This is a genomic window from Phenylobacterium sp. (assembly GCF_035276905.1).
Classification (GTDB): Bacteria; Pseudomonadota; Alphaproteobacteria; order Caulobacterales; family Caulobacteraceae; genus Phenylobacterium.
The window spans coordinates 1-16,991 of the sequence record NZ_DATELG010000350.1 but is presented as its reverse complement, the minus strand read 5'-3'; the positions used below and the strand labels follow the sequence as shown (position 1 = coordinate 16,991).

18 protein-coding genes are annotated in these 16,991 nt (G+C 69.5%); 16 read left to right on the top strand and 2 right to left on the bottom strand.

What is annotated here, in order from left to right; translation table 11 throughout:
• The 10 genes from VJS38_RS16610 to VJS38_RS16565 all read left to right on the top strand — a co-directional run.
• Positions 1 to 465: MipA/OmpV family protein (locus VJS38_RS16610; protein ID WP_324089263.1), on the top strand; the 465-nt coding region annotated here is incomplete at its 5' end.
• Entirely contained in the window at positions 462 to 707 is a 246-nt protein-coding gene (locus tag VJS38_RS16605; RefSeq protein WP_324089262.1) for an acyl carrier protein, read from the top strand. The genes VJS38_RS16610 and VJS38_RS16605, both read left to right, overlap by 4 nt.
• Positions 707 to 1,933 carry a beta-ketoacyl-[acyl-carrier-protein] synthase family protein gene (locus VJS38_RS16600; RefSeq protein WP_324089261.1) on the top strand — a complete coding sequence of 409 codons (1,227 nt, stop codon included), beginning with the start codon at positions 707 to 709 and terminating at the stop codon, positions 1,931 to 1,933. Before VJS38_RS16605 ends, VJS38_RS16600 begins: the two co-directional genes overlap by 1 nt.
• 13 nt (positions 1,934 to 1,946) lie before the next feature.
• Entirely contained in the window at positions 1,947 to 2,303 is a 357-nt protein-coding gene (locus VJS38_RS16595) for an EamA family transporter (protein WP_324089260.1), read from the top strand.
• Positions 2,300 to 2,686 carry an EamA family transporter gene (locus VJS38_RS16590; protein WP_324089259.1) on the top strand — a complete coding sequence of 129 codons (387 nt, stop codon included), beginning with the start codon at positions 2,300 to 2,302 and terminating at the stop codon, positions 2,684 to 2,686. Before VJS38_RS16595 ends, VJS38_RS16590 begins: the two co-directional genes overlap by 4 nt.
• On the top strand, positions 2,679 to 3,884 hold the full coding sequence (locus VJS38_RS16585; protein ID WP_324089258.1) for a DegT/DnrJ/EryC1/StrS family aminotransferase: 1,206 nt from the start codon (positions 2,679 to 2,681) through the stop codon (positions 3,882 to 3,884). The genes VJS38_RS16590 and VJS38_RS16585 overlap by 8 nt, the downstream gene beginning before the upstream one ends.
• Before the next feature lies 1 nt (position 3,885).
• Positions 3,886 to 5,061, top strand: coding sequence for a GNAT family N-acetyltransferase (locus tag VJS38_RS16580; RefSeq protein WP_324089257.1), 1,176 nt, complete (start codon positions 3,886 to 3,888; stop codon positions 5,059 to 5,061).
• Between the two features lie 31 nt (positions 5,062 to 5,092).
• On the top strand, positions 5,093 to 6,301 hold the full coding sequence (locus VJS38_RS16575; protein ID WP_324089256.1) for a hypothetical protein: 1,209 nt from the start codon (positions 5,093 to 5,095) through the stop codon (positions 6,299 to 6,301).
• 7 nt (positions 6,302 to 6,308) lie between these two features.
• The gene (locus VJS38_RS16570; RefSeq protein WP_324089255.1) at positions 6,309 to 7,613 is read left to right on the top strand and encodes a lipopolysaccharide biosynthesis protein; all 1,305 of its coding nucleotides are present in this window, start codon (positions 6,309 to 6,311) and stop codon (positions 7,611 to 7,613) included.
• Positions 7,613 to 8,686: a glycosyltransferase family 4 protein gene (locus tag VJS38_RS16565; RefSeq protein WP_324089254.1), complete on the top strand. Its 1,074-nt coding sequence runs from the start codon at positions 7,613 to 7,615 to the stop codon at positions 8,684 to 8,686. The genes VJS38_RS16570 and VJS38_RS16565 overlap by 1 nt, the downstream gene beginning before the upstream one ends.
• 3 nt (positions 8,687 to 8,689) lie before the next feature.
• Here the strand turns inward: VJS38_RS16565 and VJS38_RS16560 are convergent, their stop codons facing one another.
• Positions 8,690 to 9,580, bottom strand: coding sequence for a glucosamine inositolphosphorylceramide transferase family protein (locus VJS38_RS16560; protein WP_324089253.1), 891 nt, complete (start codon positions 9,578 to 9,580; stop codon positions 8,690 to 8,692).
• Positions 9,581 to 9,730: 150 nt separating this feature from the next.
• Between VJS38_RS16560 and VJS38_RS16555 the strand changes: the two genes are divergently transcribed.
• The gene (locus VJS38_RS16555; RefSeq protein ID WP_324089252.1) at positions 9,731 to 10,666 is read left to right on the top strand and encodes a tartrate-resistant acid phosphatase type 5 family protein; all 936 of its coding nucleotides are present in this window, start codon (positions 9,731 to 9,733) and stop codon (positions 10,664 to 10,666) included.
• Positions 10,667 to 10,673: 7 nt separating this feature from the next.
• Here the strand turns inward: VJS38_RS16555 and VJS38_RS16550 are convergent, their stop codons facing one another.
• Positions 10,674 to 12,458 (bottom strand): chloride channel protein, encoded by a 1,785-nt coding sequence (locus VJS38_RS16550; RefSeq protein ID WP_324089251.1) that lies wholly within the window; start codon positions 12,456 to 12,458, stop codon positions 10,674 to 10,676.
• Positions 12,459 to 12,688: 230 nt separating this feature from the next.
• Here VJS38_RS16550 and VJS38_RS16545 point away from each other — a divergent pair, with 230 nt between their 5' ends.
• The 5 genes from VJS38_RS16545 to VJS38_RS16525 form a co-directional block, all read left to right on the top strand.
• Complete coding sequence (locus VJS38_RS16545) at positions 12,689 to 12,886, top strand: hypothetical protein (protein WP_324089250.1); 198 nt, start codon at positions 12,689 to 12,691, stop codon at positions 12,884 to 12,886.
• Between the two features lie 215 nt (positions 12,887 to 13,101).
• Positions 13,102 to 13,986: a ubiquinol oxidase subunit II gene (gene cyoA / locus VJS38_RS16540; RefSeq protein ID WP_324089249.1), complete on the top strand. Its 885-nt coding sequence runs from the start codon at positions 13,102 to 13,104 to the stop codon at positions 13,984 to 13,986.
• 2 nt (positions 13,987 to 13,988) lie between these two features.
• Positions 13,989 to 16,001, top strand: a complete 2,013-nt coding sequence (locus VJS38_RS16535) for a cbb3-type cytochrome c oxidase subunit I (RefSeq protein ID WP_414692458.1) — start codon at positions 13,989 to 13,991, stop codon at positions 15,999 to 16,001.
• On the top strand, positions 15,998 to 16,693 hold the full coding sequence (locus VJS38_RS16530; protein WP_324089248.1) for a cytochrome (ubi)quinol oxidase subunit III: 696 nt from the start codon (positions 15,998 to 16,000) through the stop codon (positions 16,691 to 16,693). Before VJS38_RS16535 ends, VJS38_RS16530 begins: the two co-directional genes overlap by 4 nt.
• Positions 16,690 to 16,991, top strand: a 302-nt coding sequence (locus VJS38_RS16525; protein WP_324089247.1) for a cytochrome C oxidase subunit IV family protein, incomplete at its 3' end; no start/stop codon positions are given. The genes VJS38_RS16530 and VJS38_RS16525, both read left to right, overlap by 4 nt.

The following is a 16,991-nucleotide window of genomic DNA, read 5'->3' as shown; positions in this document are numbered from 1 at the left end:
CGGATGAGCGACACGGTGGAGGTCGGCGGCTTCAGCGAATGGCGCACGCCGATCGGCATCGCCGAGGCGCGGCTGCGCCATGCGGTGAACGGCTACGACGGCTGGTCGGGCGACATCACCTTCGACACCGGCGGGAGGGTGGCTCCGAAGCTGCTGCTGGGGGGCGAAGCGCGGCTCTCCTGGGCGGATTCCAACTTCACCCAGGAATACTTCGGCCTGCAGCCGCATGCGGCGAGGCGCTTCGGCTTCCCGCGCTTTCAGGACGAGGACTTCCTCACCGTCGGCGCGGAACTCGACGCGGCGCGCGACATCACCTCCCGCTCGCGCGTGGTCCTGGAGCTCGGCGCCGACCACATCGTCAGCGAGCTGCGCACCAGCCCGCTCTTCTCCACCCGCAACATTTTCACCGCCACGCTCGGCCTGACCTACCGCTGGTCGGCCAGATCCACAGGACGTCATCCATGAAAGTCACCGAAGCCCAGCTGCTCGACATGATCGCCGAAGAGGCGATCATCGACCGCGCGACCCTCAAGCGCGAAGCCACGCTTGGGGACCTCGGCATCTCCTCGCTCGACGTCATCACCCTGCTGTTCGAGCTGGAGGAGAAGTTCGGCGTGGTCATTGAGGAAGGCGACATGCCCGCCATGACCACCCTGGGCGAGATGGTCGACTACCTCATGGGCCGCATCAACGCGGAAGCCGCCTGATGTCGCGCCGCATCGCCGTCACCGGGCTGGGCGCCGTCTCCGCGCTGGGCGCCACGGCCGCCGCCAACTGGCAGGCCGTCCGCGAGGGGCGTTGCGGCATCACCCTACACCGCTTCGACGGCGGCCCGTACGCGCCCGAGCCGGTGATCATCCCCGCCGCGCTCGCGCCCGAGGGCTTTTCCGCCGCCGCCGAAGCTCGCCTCGGGCGCAAGATCCTGGGCTCGGTCGATCGCTTCGCCCAGCTGGCGGTCTGCGCCGCCTACGAGGCGCTGGAAAGCGCGGGCCTGGTCGACCATGAGGCGCTCGCGGAACGCACCGGCGTCGTGCTCGGTCACGGCCAGGGCGGGCAGGAAACGCTGGAGAAGAGCTACGAGCGCTACTTCGGACTGCGGTCGCAGCGGATGCATCCGGCGACGGTGCCGAAGATCATGGTCTCCGGCGCCGTCAGCGCCGTGGCCATGCAATTCGGGATCCACGGGCCGGTGTTCGCCACCTCCAGCGCCTGCGCCTCGTCCGCCCACGCCATCATCCAGGGCGCGGGCCTGATCCACACCGGTCTCGCCGACGTCGCCGTGGTCGGCGGCTCGGAGGCCATCGCCACTCCGGGCTGCATGAGCGGCTGGCAGGCGGTCCAGGCGCTGGCGGCGCAGACCTGCCGGCCGTTCTCCAAGGACCGCGACGGCATGGCCATGGCCGAGGGCGGGGCGGTGCTGGTCCTCGAGGACTACGCCCACGCCGAGGCGCGCGGCGCCGAGATCCTGGGCGAGTTCCTGGGCGGCGGCATGTCCTCCGACGCCGGGCACATCACCCAGCCGTCGCTCGCCGGAACCAGCGCGGCCATGGCCCGGGCGGCGCGGGCCGCGGGCCTGCTCGACGACGAGCAGGTCCTGATCTCCGCCCACGGCACCGGAACCCCGCTCAACGACCGCAACGAGGCCGCCTCGATCCACGCCGTGTTCGGCGAGCGGGCGCGCAGCCATCCGGTGATCGCCACGAAGAGCGCCCACGGCCATCTGATCGGCGGCTCGGCCGCGCTGCAGGCGGTGATCGCCCTCCACGCCCTGCGCGAGGGCGCAGCGCCTCCGGTGCTGAACTTCAACGCGCCGGACCCCGAATGCGACATCGATCTCGTCGTGGGCCAGCTGCGCCCGATCACCGCGCGGCGCGCCCTGGTGAACGCCTTCGCCTTCGGCGGCCTGAACGCCTCCCTGGCGTTCGCCGCCTGAGGCCGGCGAGGACGTGTCTCCGCTATCGATACTGGTCTGGTTGCTGAACGTCCTGGTCGACACGGTCGGCCACATGGCGTTCAAGGCCGCCGCGGTCACGCAGCATGCTTCGGAAGCCGAGCGCTGGCGGGCGATGCTCTCCAACTTCAAGCTCTGGCTCGGGATAGCGTGCTTTATCCTGGAGTTCGTTCTCTGGCTCGTCCTGCTTTCCATTCTGCCGCTGTCGCTGGGCGTGTTGCTCGGCGCCATCAACATGGTCGCGATCGTCGTCGCCGGCAGGCTCCTGTTCAATGAGAAGCTGGATCCGATGCGCAGCGTGGGCTTGATCCTCATCACCTTCGGCGTGGCGCTGGTGGGCGTCTACGCATGACCATGCTCCGCTTCTACCTGATGGGGTTCGGCGTCCTTGCGCTGTTCGACACCTCGACGCAGATCTTCTTCAAGCTGGCGTCGGTGCACGCCGGCGCCTTCGCGCCGAACCTTCAGTGGGTGTTGCTCATCGCCCATAGCCCGTGGATCTATGGCGCGGCGCTCGGATACCTGGGCTCGTTCGTCGCCTGGATGACCTTGCTGAAGCACGCCCCGGTGGGGCCGGCCTTCGCCGGATCGCACATCTCCGTAATCTTCGTGCTGCTGATTTCCGTGCTCTGGCTGGGCGACCGCCTGTCGACGGGTCAGATCGCGGGCGCGCTTTCCATCATGCTGGGCGTGGGCTTCCTGAGCCTGAGCAAGGCCGGGACAGCCCATGCCTAAAGGCCGCCGCGAGGTCCCGCCGACCGCCGGCCTCGCCCTCGTCCCCCGCGACTTCGTCGCCGCCGGCGCGTCCCTCGAGCGGGGCGTTGCGGCGTTCGTCGAGCAGACGTGGGCGCAGGTCGAATGCTCCGGCACGGCGGCGCTGGTGGTCGCGCTCGCGACCCTCAAGCGCCTGAGCGGCCGCAGATCGGTGGTCGTACCGGCCTACACCTGCCCGCTGGTCGCGCTGGCGGTGATCCGCTGCGGCCTGAGGCCCGTGCTTTGCGACACGCGGCCGGGCCACTTCGACCTGTGCCCTCGGGCGCTGGCCGCGGCCTGCGGCGAGGACACCCTTGCGGTCCTGGTCACCCATCTCGGCGGTCGGGTCGCCGACTTCACGATGGCGAGCGCCATCGCGCGAGACGCCGGCGCCGCCGTCATCGAGGACGCCGCGCAGTCGCTGGGCGCGCGCTGGCGCGGCCGTCCCGTGGGCGGTCTGGGCGACATCGGCGTCTACAGCCTGGGCGTCGGCAAGGGGCTCACGGTCTACAGCGGCGGCGTGCTGGTCGCCCAGGACGCGGCGCTGCGGCCGGAGCTGCGCAAGACGGCCGCGGAGATGGCGCCCTATCGGCTGGACTGGGAGCTGCGGCGGATGGTCGAGCTGGCGGGCTACGGCCTGCTCTACCGGCCGCGCGGCCTCTGGCTGGCCTACGGCCTGCCGCTTCGCCGCAAACTGAGGGCCGGCAAGCTGATCGAGGCGGCGGGCGACGACTGCTGCGCCGAGATCCCGCTGCATCGGGTCGGCGCCTGGCGGAAGCGGATCGGCGCCAACGCCCTGAAGCGGCTGCCCGGGTTCCTGGCGGCCGGGTCGGCCCGCGCGGCGCCGAGACGATCCAGGCTCGAGGCCATCGACGGCGTCAGCGTGCTGGGCGACACAGAAGGCGACGCGGGGGTCTGGCCGTTCCTCCAGGTGCTGCTGCCGACGCAGCAGGCGCGGGACGAAGCGCTGCGCAGGCTGTGGCCCGCGGGCCTGGGAGTCGGGCGCCTCTTCATCCATGCCCTGGCCGACTACGCCTATCTTGAGCCCCACCTCGACGGATCCGGGATCCCCAACGCCCGCGACTTCGCCGCCCGGATGCTCACCGTCACGAACAGCGAGTGGCTGGACGAGGACGATTTCGAACAGGTCTGCCGCGCCCTCGAAGAAAGCATCCATTGAGATGACGTCCGGCGCCGGACCATACGCGGTCACCTGGATCCGTTCGGCCAGGGAGGTCCCGGACGACCTCTGGCGCTGCCTCCCGCCCGGCGTGGAGGGCCGCTGGTGGTACGAGGCGCTCGAAGACTGCGGGCTCGAGGACCAGTTCGAGTTCTTCTACGGCCTGATCATCGCCGGCCATCGCCCCGTCGGCGTCGCGCCGGCCTTTGTCATGGACGTGCCGATCCGGCTCGTGGCGCCGGAGGAGCTTCTCCCGGTCCTCAACCTGCTGGGGCGGATGTTCCCGCGGGTTCTGCACCAGCGCACCCTGTTCGTCGGCTCGCCCTGCAGCGATGAGGGCGCGGTGGGCCTGGCGCCGGATATCGACCGGCGACAGGCCTATCGCGAGATCAATCGGGCGGTCCAGACGCTCGCCGATCGGCTCAAGGCGCCCATGCGCGTGTGGAAGGACGTTCCCCAGGGCGCGCGGAGCGATCTCGCGCCCCTGGTCACGGACCACAGCCTCTTCCCCATGGTGAGTTTCCCGGGGACGATCGTGAAATTCCCGGAGCCCGCCAAGGCGTCCTACTTCGACACGCTCAAGTCGTCCCGAAGGAACAAGCTGAAAAAGAAGCTGAAATCGAGTTCCGAAGCCCCGCTCGATGTGACGATCGTCGAGGCGCCGACCGCGGCGGAAATCGACGAGATAGTCGACCTGTTCATGAAGACCTACCACAAGGGCAAGACGAAATTCGAGCGCCTGAACAGGACGTTTTTCGAGCTGATCGCAAAAATTCCGGAGTCTTCATTCATCGTGATCCGGCAGCGCGCGGGGGCCGGGATGGTCGCCTTCATGCTCTGCTTCACCGTCAAAGACCGCATCATCAATAAATTCATCGGCATAGACTACGATACGCCGAAAGACTGGTTCCTCTATTTCCGCCTATGGGACGCGGTCGTCGATCTCGCGGTGGGGAAGGGCGTCACCACCGTCCAGAGCGGGCAGACAGGATATTCGGCCAAGATCGAGACCGGCCACGCGCTGGAGCCGATGACCAACTACGTGCGGCATAGAAATCCGCTGGTTCACTGGATCTACAAGGCCGTCGCGAAGAGCATCAATTGGGAGACCCTCGACGAGGACCTGGAGGTATTCCTGAAAGCCTATCCTGACCACCGCCCCAAGCTCGGCGAATGAGGTGTTTGCGCCCGCGCGGCGTCGAACCGACATGCGGATCGGATTCCTCTTCAACCACGACCAAGTGCACCAGGTCGCGCACAGCCTGCCGATCGCGCTGGCGCTCGCCCGCGCCCGGACCGGCGCCGAGATCGTCGTCGCCACCACCAATCCGCGGCTGAGCGCCGAGGTCAGGCGGCTGGGCCGCGACCAGATCGGCGGGTCGGTCTCGCTCGTCGAGCTTGGGCTCGCCCGCCGGACCACCCGCGCGGCCAAGGCGTTGCTCGAAGCCGCGGTTCCGGCCACCAAGCTCCTGGTCTATCGGGACAATCTCGACTTCTTCCGTGGCCTGGACATCCTGGTCGTCGCCGAGAAGACGTCGCTGATCCTGAAGAGCCGCTACGGCCTGAAGAACCTGAAGATCATCCACACACGCCATGGGGCAGGGGACCGCGCCATCGGCTTCGACCCGGCGAGCGCGGCCTTCGACCACGTGCTGGTGTCCGGGCGGAAGATTCGCGACCGGCTGATCGCCGAGGCCCATGTCGCCCCCCAGTCGATCTCGATCGTGGGCTACCCGAAGTTCGACCTGTCGGCCACGCCGCGGCTGCATCCCCTGATCGATGACGGGCGGCCGATCGTCCTCTACAATCCGCATGTGTCGCCGCATCTCTCCTCGTGGTATTCGATCGGCCGGCAGGTGCTCGACTGGTTCGTCGAGCATGAGGATCACCATCTGATCTTCGCGCCCCATGTGATGCTCTTCGAGCGGCCCTTCGTGCTCACCATCGACAAGCTGCGGGTGGACAGGCCGGGCCGGATCGCCGAGCGCTACCTGCGGGCGCCGAACATTCACATCGACCTGGGGAGCCGGGCGTCGACGACCATGGCCTACACCCAGCGCGCGGACATCTACCTCGGCGACGCCAGCAGTCAGGTCTACGAGTTCCTGCTGCGGCCGCGCCCCTGCGTCTTCCTCAATCCGCACAAGCTGGCCTGGCAGGGCGATCCCAACTTCGCCCACTGGCGAACGGGACCGGTGATCGAGGGGGCCGCAGGGCTCGGCCCGGCGCTCGACGCCGCGCGGAGCGAGCACGGATCGCGCTACGCCCCAATCCAGCGGGAGCTCTTCGATTACAGCTTCGACCTGACCGACGAGCCATCGTCGGTGCGGGCGGCGCGCGCCGTGGCTCGTTTCGCCGGACTGCCCGACGTCCCGCGCGTCCGCGCGCCGGAGCCCGCGCTCACTGCGCACGCCTGAGACGGGAATGGTCCGCCGCATCTTCGGCAACCTGGCGCGTCTGCTGACCGGCAAGGCCGCGGCGGGCGTGCTGAGCCTGGGCTACATGGCGCTCGCCACGCGGGCTCTGGGACCGGCCGACTACGGCGTCCTGATCCTCGTCCACACCTACGCCATGACCGTCGGCGGCGTCATCGAATTTCCCGGCTGGCACGCAATCGTCCGCTACGGGGCCCAGGCCGTGGCGGAGAACGACCAGCGCCGGCTCGGCCGGCTGATCGCCTTTGCGGCCTGCGTCGAGATGACCGGCGGCGCCCTGGCCGTGCTTGTCGCCGCGGCGCTGGCGCCGTTCCTTGGCCCGCGGCTCGGCTGGTCGCCGACGGCGGTCGCCTTCGCCTTGCCCTACAGCCTGGCGGTGCTGGCCTCGATCCGCTCGACGCCGGCCGGCTACCTGCAGCTGATCGGCCGCTTCGACCTGCTCGGCTGGCACAATATCGTGGCGCCGCTGGTGCGGCTGGCCGGCGCGGCCGTGGTCCTCGCCGTTCACGCCGGCCTGAAGGGCTTCCTGATCGCCTGGCTCGTGGCCGCCCTCGCCGAATGGGCGGCGATGTGGGCGCTGGGCGCGTTCGCCGCCCGGGGCAGGCTTTCGCGCGCCGACCTGCTGGGCGGTCTCGCGGGCGTGACGCGCGAGAACCCGGGGCTCTGGCGGTTCATGATCGGGGCCAACGCCGACGTCACGGTGACCGAGCTGGTGGCGCGGATTCCACCGCTGGCGCTGGGCTGGATGCTGGGCCCCGGAGCCGCGGGCCTCTATGCGCTGGCCCAGCGGATCACCTCGGTGCTCTCCCAGCCGGCGCTGATCTTCGGCCAGGCGGCCTATGTCGAGCTCGCCCGCATCGCCGTGCACGGCGAGCGCCGGAAGCTCCGCTCGACCCTGCAGCGCGCAATCCTGGTGGCGCTGGCGGCGGCGGCGCCGATCTGCCTGCTCGTGGCGCTGTTCGGCCACCGGATCGCCGAGATCGCCGCCGGCCCCGGCTTCGAGCGCGCGGCGGAGCTGATGGTCTGGCTGGCGCTCGCCCGAACCCTGATGCTGGCCGCCCCGCCGTCGAGCGCCGCGCTGACGGCGCTGGGGCGTCCCGGCCTGTCGGTCGCCTCGAACCTGGTCGGCGGCGCCGGCCTGCTGTTGCTGCTGCCCGCCATGCTCTCCTGGCTGGGGCTGACCGGCGCCGGCGCCCACGCCCTGCTGCAGGCGGGGGTGACGGTGGCGCTGCTCGCCGCCTGCGTCGCCTGGCAGACCGAAGCGCAGCCGGCGCTGCAGCGCGTCGAGACGTGATGCGCATCGCCTACGTCATCAATTCCGTCGAGGGCGGGGGCGCCGCCCTGCCGGTGCCCGCGATCACCGGCGTCCTGCGCGCGCATGGCGCAGAGGTGGAGGTGTTCGCCCTGACCCGCCGCGACGGCCGCGCCGTTCCGGCGATGGAAGAGAGCGGATTGGAGGTGCACGTCCGCCCGGGCGCGGAGAAGGACCATCTGGCCGCCTTCCGCTGGCTCAGCCGGGAGATGCGCCGGTGGCGGCCCGACTTCATCTGGACCTCGCTGACGCGCGCGACCCTGCTCGGGCAGATCGTCGGCCAACGGATGGGGGTGCCCGTGGTCAGCTGGCAGCATGCCGCCTACCTCAAGCCTGCCAACCGTGTCCTGCTGCAGGCGCGCCAGGCGAGCTCGGCGCTCTGGGTGGCGGACTCCTACAGCGTGATGGCGCTGACCGCCAAGCGGCTGGGAGTCGGCTCGGACAGGCTGTCGCTATGGCCGCTGTTCGCGGCCGATCCGAACGCGCCGCTCGCGAAGCCCTGGCGCCCCGGCGAGCCGGTGCGGCTGGGAAGCCTGGGACGGCTGCATCCCGTCAAGGGCTACGACGTGCTGATCACCGCCCTGGCGCGGCTGCGCGCCGATGGGTTCGGCCCGCTGCCGCCGTTCGAGGTCGCGATCGCCGGCGAAGGCGACGAACGCCAGCGCCTCCAGGCCATGATCGACGCCGCGGGCCTGACCAAGGTCGCCCTCGTCGGCTTCACGCCCGAGCCGCGCGAGTTCCTGGCCGGCCTGCACCTCTACCTCCAGCCGTCGCGCTCCGAGGGTCTTTGCATCGCCGCACACGAGGCCATGCAGGCGGGACTGCCCACCCTGGTCTCGGCGGTAGGGGAGCTGCCGCACAGCGTGGTCGATGGCGAGACGGGCCTGGTGACGCCGCCTGGCGATCCCGAGGCGCTCGCCGCCGCCCTGGTGAAGCTGCTCAGCAACCCAGGCCGGCTGGAGGGCATGGGCCGCGCGGCTCGGGGCCGCGTGCTCGATCGTTTCGGCGCGGCCGCCTTCGAGGAGGCAGGCGCCGCGATACTTGAGCGTCTCTGAAGTTCAACGGGGCCGCAGCCGACGCTGCAGGTCGATCAGCAGCCCGGCCGCAGACCGCTCGATGCGCTTGACGTCGATCAGGGTCAGCGGGCCGCAGGCCGAGAGCGTGTGCAAGCCGTCGCGGTAGGCGCCGGCCTGCGGCGGCGGCTCGATCCGCCCTTTCGCCTCGGCTTCGAACCTGTCCGGCGTCAACTGCTCGACATGCAGCAGCCGCACGGCGCCGCCATAGGTCCGGGTGCAGTCCTGCGTCGGCAGGACCAGCTGGCCGCCGGCGAGGAACGGCGTCCCGCCCGGCCGGCTGCTGGCGAGGTCGATCCGCACCGGATTGCCGGGATGGATCCGCCAGGGCCCAACGAGCCGCTCGGCCCAGGCCAGATGCAGCCGGCCCTGCTTGAAGCTCTGCGGGCCGGCCGGAGAGTAGGCGATCCACCAGAGGCCGGCATGGCGGAAGACCGTCGCGTCGATCGCCGGCGTGTCGAGCTCCAGCCGCACGGCAGGCTCCCAGACGTCCGGGAACGGTGCGGCGCGATAAAGGGTAAGCGCGCCCGAGCGATGCGCCTCCGGCGCCATCCAGACCTCGCCGTCGGCCTCGAACACCTGCGGATAGGAGAGGTGCCAGGGCTCGCGCAGGATGGTGCGGCGACTTGCCGGCGCAAGATCCGGCGAAAGTTCGATCAGGTCGATGACGCCGTGGCGCGTCCGGTAGTCGTAGGCCTCGGCGAACAGGTGCAGCCGGCCGTCGCGCCAGAGGCCGAAGGGATCGGCGAGGAAGGTGAAGGCGGGCTCCTCCGGCAGCCAGCGCACTTGCGCGTCCGGCGCGATCCCATTCGCGCCGACGGTTTCGATCGGGGCCTCGACGAGGCCGATTCGCCAGATGTCCGAGCGCCTGGGCATGGCTCTGGCTTAGCCGCCCGGCGCCGACGACCGCAATCCTCAGGTCCTCGCCCGATTGAGGCGATCCATTCGCGGCGACGTCAGTTGAGCAGGGGCGCAAGCGGACGTCGGCGGCGATTGTCGCCCGCCGCCAGACGTTGAAGAGGTCGGATGAACACGTTCAACCGCCGGACGGCCTTGCAGAGCGGTGCGGCGTGCTGGCTCGCTGCGGGACTCCCGGCGCTGGCGCAGGAGCGCCGGCCGCTGTCGTTCCTGGCGATCGGCGACTGGGGCCGCCAGGGCGCGCGCGAGCAGAGGCAGGTGGCCTGCGCCATGGCGGCGACCGCGGCAGAGGTCCAGAGCCGCTTCGTGCTCTCGGTCGGGGACAACTTCTATCCGGGGGGCGTGCAGTCGGTGACCGATGCGAACTGGAAGCAGTCGTTCGAGGACGTCTACACCGCCGCCTCGCTGCAGACGCCGTGGTTCGCGGCGCTGGGCAACCACGATTACCGGGGCAAGCCCAAGGCCCAGATCGCCTACAGCGCCGTCAGCCGCCGCTGGAACATGCCCAGCCGCTACTACAAGGTGCAGGATCCGGCGCTGGCGCCGAACCTCGACGTGTTCGTGCTCGACACCACCCCGATGACCGAGGACTTCGGCGAGGCGGTGATGCGACTGTCGTGGGGCCGCATCTCGATGCCCGGTCCGAATCAGCAACTCGCCTGGCTCAACGCCCAGCTGGCGCAGTCGACCGCGCCGTGGAAGGTGGTGGTCGGCCACCACCCGATCCGCTCCGGCGGCCGGCACGGCGGCTCGCCGGCGCTCGCCAAGGCGCTCGAGCCGATTCTCGAACGCCACCGCGTGCAGGTCTACATCTGCGGCCACGACCACGTCCTGCAGCACGTCGAGGTCGGCCCGACACACCACATCTGCAGCGGGGCAGGGGCCTCGGCTGGCCCTGTGGCCGCAATCCAGGGCTCCCAGTTCGCCGCCTCCAAGCCGGGCTTCGCCGTCTTCACCCTGGAGGGCGGGATCATGCGGATGGGCTTCCGCGGGGCGGACGGTAAGAGCCTCTACGAAGCCTCGCTCGCCCGGCAGACGACCTGAGCGCCGCTCACGCTCGCGCCATCCGTCGCGGCGGGGTGAAGTAGGCGCGGCGCTCGCCCTCGGACTGGGTGACGCTGGCCCGCACCGCGAGCAGGTCCTTGCGCGTGACGAGGCCGACCAGCCGGCCGGTCGCCGGATCGGTCACCGGCAGTCGGCCCTGGTCGTTCTGCAACATCAGGTCGACCGCGCGGGTGACGACGTCTTGCGGATGGACGACGCCCAGGCCCGCATCCGAGATCAGGTCCGCGATCTGTTCGCCCTTGTGACCGCCCTCGATCCGCCACTGCAGCGCGTCGGCCCGCGAGACGAGGCCGACAGGCCGGCCCTGCCGGTCGATCACCGGATAGATCCGGTGGCGTCCAGCCTCCAGCACGGCGACCGCTTCGGCGATCGACCCGTCGGCGGGAAGGGTGTCGACTTGCCTGACCATCACGTCCTGCACGCGGGTCAGCTCGTAGGGATCGATGCCGTACTCGCGGGTGATGTGCTGGCCACGGCGCGCGATCTTCTCCGTGAGGATCGAGCGTTTGAGCAGCAGCACCGTGACCGCGTAGGCCGCCGCCGTCGCCGCCAGGAGCGGCGTCAGCAGGTGCAGGTCGCCGGTCAGCTCCACCGCGAACACCGCCCCGGTGAGCGGCGCGCGCATGGTCCCGCCGAGCATGGCGGCCATTCCGAGCAGCGCCCAGACGCCATGCGGGCCGGGGAGGACCAGGCCGACCAGCCAGCCCATGGCGCCGCCGAGGATCAGGAGCGGCGCCAGCACCCCGCCCGACGTGCCTGACGACAGCGCGCCCAACCAGATCACCGCCTTGACCAGCAGGATGGCTGCGACCGCGGTCGCCAACAGATGGCCGCCGAGCAGGTCGCCGATCACGTCGTAGCCGACGCCCAGCGCGCGCGGCTCGACCAGGCCGCCCAGGCCGACGACCAGACCGCCGAGCGCCGGCCACCACATCCAGTGCACCGGCAGCTGCTCGAATGCGTCCTCCAGCCTGTAGAGCAGCTTCGTCAGGATCGCCGACTGCAGGCCCGCGACCACGCCCACGCCCGCGCAGACCAGCAGGCCCCACCAGGGCAGGGAAAGATCGGCGGCGAACGGAAACAGCGGCTCCTGGCCGAACAGCGCCGGCCGCCAGCAGGTCGAGACCACCGCGGCCGCGGTCACCGGGATGAAGCTGCGCGGCCGCCATTCGAACAGCAGGAGCTCGACGGCCAGCAGCACGGCGGCGACGGGGGAGCCGAAGATCGCCGTCATGCCCGCCGCCGCGCCGGCCACCAGCAGGGTCTTCCGCTCCGCGGCGCTTAAGTGGAAGCACTGGGCGAACAGCGAGCCGATCGCGCCGCCGGTCATGATGATCGGGCCCTCCGCGCCGAACGGACCGCCGGTTCCGATCGAGATGGCCGAGGAGACCGGCTTGAGCACCGCCACCTTCGGCGACATGCGGCTGCCGCCGATGAGGATCGCCTCGATCGCCTCGGGAATGCCGTGGCCGCGGATCTTCTCCGAGCCGAAGCGCGCCATCAGGCCGATCGCCAGCCCGCCGAGCACCGGCGCGGCCACCATCCAGGGCGTGCGGGCGGCGTGCGCGAGCGAGGCGGCGCCGGCGTCCAGCCGCCCGAACCAGACGAGGTTGGTGACCAGGTTGATCAGCTTGATCAGCATCCAGGCCGCTCCGGCGCCGCCGGTTCCGACCACCACGGCCATGGCCGCCAGCATCAGGAGCCGGCGGTCGGCCCTGAAGTCCCCGAGGGGGCGGGCGGATGAGGGCGCATGGGCAGCGCTCACGGTCATGCGGGATCGGCCTTCACGATTGTGCAATGCGCCGCCTTATACATCGTATCGCGATGTTTACCAGCGGCGGGGCCCTAAAGTGCAGCCGCACGCGCGCTCCCCAGCGATCCGGCTTCGCGAAGTTGCGTTACGCCAGTTTCACTACATCGTGATCCGATTGACTTGAGGTTCAGTTCAACGCCCGACGTCGCTAAAAAGCGCCGAAGAAGAACCGGCCACGGAACAGAGGGATGTCCAAGCCGAAGATGCCGCGTTACCGGCTCTACTTCATCAATCCGACGCCACGGCACATCCGCGACATTGTCGACTTCGATGCAGAAGATGATGCATCGGCCATGCGGCGGACCGCGGAGCTGGCCGACGGCCGCGCCCTCGAGCTGTGGCGCGGCGACCGGCTCGTCCAGGCACGAGGCCCGCTGGATCAGTAGGCTCGATTGACGCCGATCAAATCCTGAGGAAGCGCGCAAGGCGAAGGTCGCCGGCGAATCCTGAGGCGGGGCGAATGTCGGCGGGCGATCGCGACTTCGGAAGGCTGAGACGCGAGCCGGGCGGCCGGAACTCAACCGCCGCCTTGCTTGTTGCGTCGCCGAACGGCCGGGGTCGCGGGCGCGTGCGCGCGATTCGACGGCGGAGGATGCCCGACATGAAACGCGTGCCTGGCGTCTCGGCCGCCTTGGCGTTGGGTCTCGCCGGCTGTTCGGGCGGGGTGCTGGATCCCGTGGGGCCGGTCGGCCACGACAACGCCGTGATCCTGCTGGACGCCCTGATCATCATGCTGGCGATCGTCATTCCGACGATCCTCCTCGCGTTCTACATGGCCTGGCGCTACCGCGCCTCGAACAGCAAGGCCGAGTACTTGCCGTACTGGTCCTACTCGGGCCGCATCGAGGCCGTGGTCTGGTCGATCCCGATCCTGACCATCATGTTCATCGGCGGGGTGATCTGGATCGGCTCCTACAAGCTCGATCCGTTCCGGCCGCTGCCGTCGAAGGTCCCACCGCTCGAGGTGCAGGTCGTCTCGCTCGATTGGAAGTGGCTCTTCATCTATCCACAGCAGGGGATCGCGACGGTCAACCAGCTGGTGGTCCCCGCGGGCGTGCCGGTGCGGTTCTCGATCACCTCGGCCAGCGTGTTCAACGTCTTCTTCGTGCCCCGCATGGGTTCGATGATCTACGCCATGCCGGGCATGGTCTCGCAGGTGAACCTGAAGGCGGACCGGCCCGCGGTGCTGCTCGGCCAGTCGTCCCACTTCAGCGGCGACGGGTTCTCGGACATGCAGTTCCAGGTCCGGAGCGTGGCGCCGGCCGAATTCGCCGCCTGGGCGCAAGGCGTCCGCAGCGGCGGGCGAAAGCTCGACCCCGCGGCCTACGCCGACCTCTCGCGGCAGAGCCAGCGGGTGGCGGCGTACAGCTACGGCGGCGTGGACCCGCATCTTTTTCACGCCATCGCCACCCAAAGGGTCGCGCCGGGGCCGGGCCCGCAGTCGGCCAAGAGCGGGCGCGAAGTGACGCAAGGGGGAGGGGGCTGAATATGCTCGGCAAGCTGAGCTGGTCGGCGGTCCCGATCGACCAGCCGATCCCGCTGATCACCTCGATCGTACTGATCCTGGGGATCCTGGGCGTCCTGGGCCTGGTCACCGCAAAGGGCTGGTGGCCATACCTGTGGCGCGAGTGGATCACCTCGGTCGACCACAAGCGCATCGGCATCATGTACTGCCTGCTGGGCGTGGTGATGCTGATCCGCGGCTTCGCCGACGCGATCATGATGCGCACGCAGCAGGCGGTCGCCATCAACGCCCCCGGTTACCTGCCGCCGGAGCACTACAATCAGATCTTCTCGGCCCACGGGACGATCATGATCTTCTTCGCGGCCATGCCGCTGGTCATCGGCTTCATGAACTTCGTGACGCCGCTGCAGCTCGGCGTGCGCGACGTCGCCTTCCCGACGCTGAATTCCGTCAGCTTCTGGCTGACGGCCACCGGCGCCCTGCTGGTCGACGTCTCCCTCTTCATCGGCGAATTCGCCCGCACCGGCTGGCTGCCCTATCCGCCGCTCAGCGAGACCGCCTACTCCCCGGGGGTGGGCGTCGACTACTACCTGTGGGCGGTGCAGATATCGGGCATCGGGACATTGATGACGGGGATAAACTTCGTCACCACCGTGCTGAAGATGCGCTGCCCCGGCATGACCTATCTGCGCATGCCGATGTTCTGCTGGACCGCGCTGGCCTCCAGCCTGCTGATCGTCGCGGTCTTCCCGATCCTGACCGCGACGCTGGCGATGCTGAGCCTGGACCGGTTCTTCGGCTGGCACTACTTCACCAGCACGGCCGGCGGCAACCCGATGATGTTCATGAACCTCATCTGGGCCTGGGGGCATCCGGAGGTCTACATCCTCGTCCTGCCGGCTTTCGGCATCTTCTCGGAGATCTTCTCGACCTTCTCCGGCAAGCCACTGTTCGGCTACCGCTCCATGGTCGCCGCCACGCTGTTCATCTGCATCGTGGCGATGATGACCTGGCTGCACCACTTCTTCACCATGGGCTCGGGCCCGGCGGTCAACACCGCCTTCGGCATCTCCACCAGCATCATCGCGGTCGGCACCGGGGTGAAGATCTACAACTGGATCTTCACCATGTACGGCGGCCGCGTGCGCTTCACGGTGCCGATGCTCTGGTCGCTCGGGTTCATCTTCACCTTCGTCATCGGCGGCCTGACCGGCGTCCTGCTCGCCGTCCCGCCGGCCGACTTCATGCTCCACAACTCGATGTTCCTGGTGGCGCACTTCCACAACGTCATCGTCGGCGGGGTGGTGTTCGCGCTGTTCGCCGGGCTCGACTACTGGTTCCCGAAGGCCTTCGGCTTTCGCCTGCACGAGGGCTGGGGCAAGGCGGCGTTCTGGTTCGCCTTCTTCGGCTTCTGGATCACCTTCACGCCGCTCTACATCCTGGGCATGCAGGGCATGACACGGCGGCTGCAGCACGTGAACGTGCCCGAGTGGGGGCCGATGCTGTACCTGTCCCTGTTCGGCGTCGCCGTGCTGGCGGTGGGCGTCGTCTGCCAGGTGATCATGCTGGTGGTGAGCATCCTCAGGCGCGAGGAGCTGCGCGACGCCACGGGCGATCCTTGGGACGGCCGCTCCCTGGAGTGGGCGACGCCGTCGCCGGCGCCGTTCTTCAACTACGCGGTCATGCCCAACGTCGAGGGCGAGGAGGCCTACTGGGGCATCAAGCTCCGGGCCATCGAGACCCAGCAGCTGTCGCCGGAACCGCGGTACGAGCCGATCGAGATGCCGCTGAACAGTCCGGTCGGCTTCTACACGGCCGTCTTCGCCACCGTGACCGGCTTCTCGCTGATCTGGCAGATCTGGTGGCTGGCGGCGCTGGGACTGGCGGCGGCGTTCGCCGGCTTCGTCGTCTTCGCCTGGCGTGACGTCCACGAGTTCCACGTGCCCGTCGAGGAGGTGGCCCGCGTCGACCGCGCCCGCCGCGCGGCCCGCGAGGCGATCCTGGCGCGGTTCGCCGAACAGGGAGCACGGCCATGAGCGACCTGGGCTTCCCCGCCACCGTCGAGGCGTACCGGCGCATCCAGGAGGATCCCCACCGCCTGGGCCATCGCGGCCACCCCGAAGGGGCGCCGGTCGCAGGCGCCGGCCATGGCGGAACCGGACCGGCGAGCAAGCGGATCATCGTCGGCTACGGCTTCTGGATCTTCCTGCTCAGCGACATCGTCATGTTCTCCTGCTTTTTCGCGGCCTTCGCCGTGCAGCGGGACGCGACCGTCGGCGGGCCTGGTCCGAGGGATGTCGTGGAGTTGCCGCGCGTGGCGCTGGAAACCGCGGCGCTCCTCCTGTCGAGCTACACCTGCGGGCTGTCGTTCGCCGCCACCAACGCCAAGAACCGGCTCTGGACCCAGATCTTCCTGGCCGCCACGGCGCTGCTTGGCCTGTCCTTCGTGCTGATGGAGCTGCAGGAGTTCGTCAGCCTGGCGCAGAGAGGCGTCACGCCCCAGCGCAGCGGGTTCCTCAGCGCCTTCTTCGGCCTGGTCGGCCTGCATGGCCTGCACGTCACCGTGGGCGGCCTGTGGCTGGCCACCATGATGGCCCAGGTTCAGGTGAAGGGATTCCGCCGCGAGATCGTCCACCGGCTGATCTGCTTCAACCTCTTCTGGCATGCCCTGGACATCGTCTGGATCGGCATCTTCACCATCGTCTACCTGATGGGGACCGTCGCATGAGCGAGCTCGAGCACGACCCGCACCGCTACGAGGACCATGCGCCTGGCGACGAGCCCGAGGAGAGCGCCGGCCATTGGGTGCACAACTCCAACCTGGGCCTCGGCTTCTCCGTCGTGCTGACGGTGGCGGCCTTCCTGGTCGCGGGCTCCCACATCGTCTACGGCCCGGCCATCCCGGTCGCCCTGGTGGTGCTGGCCATCGCCCAGATGGGCGTGCACCTGGTCTTCTTCCTCCACGTCACCACGGGCCCGGACAACACCAACAACGTGCTGGCGCTGGCGTTCGGCGTCTTCGTGGT

What these genes read in the sequence shown, in the direction of transcription:
- VJS38_RS16570 (WP_324089255.1), top strand. Translation starts at nt 6,309, where the DNA reads ATGGTCCGCCGCATCTTCGGCAACCTGGCGCGTCTGCTGACCGGCAAG.
- VJS38_RS16600 (WP_324089261.1), top strand. Translation starts at nt 707, where the DNA reads ATGTCGCGCCGCATCGCCGTCACCGGGCTGGGCGCCGTCTCCGCGCTG.
- VJS38_RS16580 (WP_324089257.1), top strand. Translation starts at nt 3,886, where the DNA reads ATGACGTCCGGCGCCGGACCATACGCGGTCACCTGGATCCGTTCGGCC.
- VJS38_RS16575 (WP_324089256.1), top strand. Translation starts at nt 5,093, where the DNA reads ATGCGGATCGGATTCCTCTTCAACCACGACCAAGTGCACCAGGTCGCG.
- cyoA (WP_324089249.1), top strand. Translation starts at nt 13,102, where the DNA reads ATGAAACGCGTGCCTGGCGTCTCGGCCGCCTTGGCGTTGGGTCTCGCC.
- VJS38_RS16550 (WP_324089251.1), bottom strand. Translation starts at nt 12,458, where the DNA reads ATGACCGTGAGCGCTGCCCATGCGCCCTCATCCGCCCGCCCCCTCGGG.
- VJS38_RS16545 (WP_324089250.1), top strand. Translation starts at nt 12,689, where the DNA reads ATGTCCAAGCCGAAGATGCCGCGTTACCGGCTCTACTTCATCAATCCG.
- VJS38_RS16565 (WP_324089254.1), top strand. Translation starts at nt 7,613, where the DNA reads ATGCGCATCGCCTACGTCATCAATTCCGTCGAGGGCGGGGGCGCCGCC.
- VJS38_RS16605 (WP_324089262.1), top strand. Translation starts at nt 462, where the DNA reads ATGAAAGTCACCGAAGCCCAGCTGCTCGACATGATCGCCGAAGAGGCG.
- VJS38_RS16585 (WP_324089258.1), top strand. Translation starts at nt 2,679, where the DNA reads ATGCCTAAAGGCCGCCGCGAGGTCCCGCCGACCGCCGGCCTCGCCCTC.
- VJS38_RS16590 (WP_324089259.1), top strand. Translation starts at nt 2,300, where the DNA reads ATGACCATGCTCCGCTTCTACCTGATGGGGTTCGGCGTCCTTGCGCTG.
- VJS38_RS16535 (WP_414692458.1), top strand. Translation starts at nt 13,989, where the DNA reads ATGCTCGGCAAGCTGAGCTGGTCGGCGGTCCCGATCGACCAGCCGATC.
- VJS38_RS16530 (WP_324089248.1), top strand. Translation starts at nt 15,998, where the DNA reads ATGAGCGACCTGGGCTTCCCCGCCACCGTCGAGGCGTACCGGCGCATC.
- VJS38_RS16560 (WP_324089253.1), bottom strand. Translation starts at nt 9,580, where the DNA reads ATGCCCAGGCGCTCGGACATCTGGCGAATCGGCCTCGTCGAGGCCCCG.
- VJS38_RS16555 (WP_324089252.1), top strand. Translation starts at nt 9,731, where the DNA reads ATGAACACGTTCAACCGCCGGACGGCCTTGCAGAGCGGTGCGGCGTGC.